This window comes from Mycobacterium sp. TH-M116 (assembly GCF_057473685.1).
Genome location: NZ_JBYCLC010000168.1, coordinates 1 through 3,338 on the forward strand (window position 1 = coordinate 1; position 3,338 = coordinate 3,338).

A 3,338-nucleotide genomic window follows, 5' to 3' on the forward strand; every position below is an offset into this window, starting at 1 on the left:
TGAGAAGGCTGCGATCGGAAGCATCACGACGGCCGGACACCAGATTTTATGACAGCGCAGCTGGAAAAAACTTGAATCCGAGCTACCAGTCTCATGGCAGTGGCGCTGTGCCGGTCCAGATCGGTGTCAGTGCAGGCCAACGGTCATCGTGAGCCGCGAAACGTTATCCATTTCACGCGGCCGTCCGGCCGAAGCCGCGACGGTTGGACCGGCCCACACTCGGGCATGCTGCGCCCAGTCCTGCGTCGACGGCGCCGCCGACGACCGACGGCGACGACCGCAAATGACGACGCCCCGGCGCCCCTTCGAACCGGCCACCGGCCAACCGGAGGCGGCTCCAATCGAGGACCGTCGTTTCCGCGGGGCGAAAGAAACTGCTCGCCCGGCCCGCTCGTCGAGGGTTGCCCGGACACATACGGTTGGGTGATAGTGCGGAAATGACGACCGCCGATTCCGTGTTCGTCAGCGTCGCTGCGGGCCTTGTCCTCGCCGTCACAACCGCGCCCGTGGGCGTGTCCGGCGCGGTCTTCCTGCTGCCCTTCCAAATGAGCGTTCTGCAGGTTCCCAACCCCGCGGTCACCCCCACCAACCTGCTGTTCAACATCGTCGCCATTCCCGGAGCCTTGGCCCGGTATCGGGCCCGGGCGCCGCTGGGCAGCCCGCTGACCACGCTGCTGCTGGCCGGCACCGTGCCCGGAGTCATCGGAGGGGCCGTCGTGCGGGTCTTCCTCATCCCCGGGCCGGGGTTGTTTCGCCTCGCCGTCGCGGTGTTGCTACTGCCCCTCGGACTCTGGCTTTGCCTGCCCAAACGAACCCAGCGCCAACCCCGGCGCCGGACGCGGGGCGGACCATCACACCGATCCATCACCGCGCTGGCCATGGTCGTCGGCGTCGTCGGCGGAATCTACGGCATCGGCGGAGGGTCACTGCTCAGCCCCATCCTGGTCGGCCGCGGTCTGCCGATCTCGATCGTCGCGCCGGCCGCGCTGACGTCGACCTTCGTCACCTCGGTCGCCGGTGCCCTCACCTATGCGGTCCTGGCCGTCACCAACCCCGGACATGACATCGCCCCCGACTGGGTCATCGGAATCGCCGCCGGCGTCGGCGGACTCATCGGCGGATACCTGGGTGCCCGACTGCAACCATCTGTCCCCGAACCGCTCCTGCGCGCCGTTCTCGGCGTTTCGGCCATCGCGACCGCTGCGCTTTACGTCGTCCGGTGAGCGCGCACCGCACGTCACACGTAGAAAATCATCGAGCCGTCACCGCTGTTGGACAGATAGGCCGGGCGTAGCAGGAACGGCAGCGCCCCGGTATTCATCAGATCGCTGCTGGGCACCGCGGTCGGATAGTAGTCGCTCTGGTAGCGGTAGGCGTAGAGCGGCGTCGTGAGATTGCCTGGTGCATAGACGTAAATCTCTTGCCCTGGTTGGGCATTCACCATCGACGGAAGCGTTCCGTGCACGCCACCGGTGTCGATGATGGAGCCGACCTGAAAAGTCGGGTATTGCGCCGGGCTGCCGTACGGCCCGCCGACCGTCACCAACAGATCGCTGATGGGTGCACCGCTGATGGTGGCCAGCACGGACATCCCCGTCGGGGCCGGGCCGAAGTCGAGATAGGGCGTCGTTCCGTACACCTCGTTGATGAGCACGCCCTGGCGCAGGCTCCCCGGCAGGGCCGTGATCGGGCTGCTGGGGCCCGGGCCGAGCGCGTTGGGCCCGACGCCCAGGACGCCGACGACCCCGTTGGGGGCGAAATAGTCGCTGAACGAAGTGGGGAACGACGACAGGCTCGTCGGCCAGGAGACGATGGGCACGTTGTAGGCGGTGGAGGGGGCGACGACGCCGTTGCCGAAATTCACCGGCCCGTGGAAGGTGAGATAGAAATACCCCAGTCCTCCGCTGTATCCGCTGGTTCCGAATCCGGTGGGGATGCCCAGGTGCTGGATCCCGATGTACTGGAGGGGAAGCACCAGTCCTGTGGAGCCGGTGTCGAGCAGCAACGGCACATTCGGTCCGCCGTTGACCGAGGCATAAACGATGGGTTCGATGGTCTGGTACATCGTCAGGGGGACGGTGACGTTGTGCGGGGCGTCGGCACCGGGAGCGCCGATGGCGCCGTTGTTGCCGAGCAACCAGCCCCCCATGCCGCCGGCCCCGCCGTATGCGGCCGAACCGCCGGTGCCGCCGTTTCCGCCGTTACCGATCAAGCCGGCGGACCCGCCCGGCCCGCCGACGTTTGTTCCGGTGCCGGAGCCGCCGTTTCCGCCGTTGCCCCAAAGGATTCCGCCGGGTCCGCCGGGTTCTCCGGACCCGGCGGCGCCGTTGGTTCCGTCTCCGATAAGCGGGCGATCCAACAGGGTGTTGGTGGGCGCGTTGATCGCGGCCACGACGTTCTGTTCGGCTCGGCCGAGTTCGAGCCACACTGCTGTTACGGAATCAGCAGGATTGGCAAGGGCGCCCGAGGCTTCGGCGACCAGGCCTTCCAGGAACCTCGGCCAGGCCGATATCTGTGCCGCCGCAGCCGATACTCCGCCGTGATAGCCCACCATCGCCGCGACGTCGGCAGCCCACATGGATTCGTATTCGGCTTCGGCGGCCGCGATCGCAGGTGTGTTCTGTCCGAACAGGTTCGAAACCGCCAGACGGAGAAGTTGACTGCGATTGGCCGAAACGCTGAGCGGGTGCACGGTGGCGGCTCGCGCGGACTCGAATGCGCCGACGATCGCCTGCGCCTGGGCCGCGGTGATTTCGGCTTGAGACTGTGCGGCGCTGAGAAGGTACGTGTAACGCTGCGCGGCCGCGAGCATGGCAGCCGCCGCCGGCCCCTGCCAGGCTTGATCGGTCAAGCTCGCGGTGGTCGACGAAAACGCCTGCCCGGCCGAACCCAGTGCATCAGCCAATCCGTCCCACGCCGCCGCCGCGGCCACCATCGGGGCCCCGCCCGCACCGGCGAACATCAGCGCGGAGTTGGTCTCCGGGGGCCAGGTGAGAAAGCTCATGCCGGAGCGTCCTTTCCGCCGAATCCGCTGCTGCCGTGCTGCGCAGCGTACGACGGGAAACGCCACGGATACGCGGTGTTACCGCACCGGCATAGCAAACTCTAAGAATGCGCGGCGCCCGGGCGACTGTACTTCGTGCGCAACGCAATCCAGCGCGGTACCGTCGGCAGGCCGCGCGTCAGTAGAAGGTCATCGACCCGTTGCCGGCGTTCGAGAGATAGACCTCGTGCTCAATGAACGGCAGGGCGCCGGTGTTCATGATGCCCGGATAATAGGTCGGCGCGTATGCGATGGGGCTTGAACTGCTGTCGCCGTTGTAGGTGTACGAGTACAG

At 67.0% G+C, this 3,338-nt stretch carries 2 protein-coding genes; one reads left to right on the forward strand and one right to left on the reverse strand.

All coding sequences use genetic code 11. From position 1 onward, the window contains the following. Positions 1-437 precede the first annotated feature (437 nt). A complete protein-coding gene (locus AC2VOK_RS08535) occupies positions 438-1,223 on the forward strand; it encodes a TSUP family transporter (RefSeq protein WP_428900086.1) in 786 nt (261 codons plus the stop codon). A 14-nt stretch (positions 1,224-1,237) separates the two neighbouring features. Here AC2VOK_RS08535 and AC2VOK_RS08540 read toward each other — a convergent pair whose 3' ends face one another. Continuing rightward, positions 1,238-3,004, reverse strand: coding sequence for a PecA family PE domain-processing aspartic protease (locus AC2VOK_RS08540; RefSeq protein ID WP_428900087.1), 1,767 nt, complete (start codon positions 3,002-3,004; stop codon positions 1,238-1,240). Between the last annotated feature and the right edge of the window lie 334 nt (positions 3,005-3,338).

What these genes read in the sequence shown, in the direction of transcription:
- AC2VOK_RS08535 (WP_428900086.1), top strand. Translation starts at nt 438, where the DNA reads ATGACGACCGCCGATTCCGTGTTCGTCAGCGTCGCTGCGGGCCTTGTC.
- AC2VOK_RS08540 (WP_428900087.1), bottom strand. Translation starts at nt 3,004, where the DNA reads ATGAGCTTTCTCACCTGGCCCCCGGAGACCAACTCCGCGCTGATGTTC.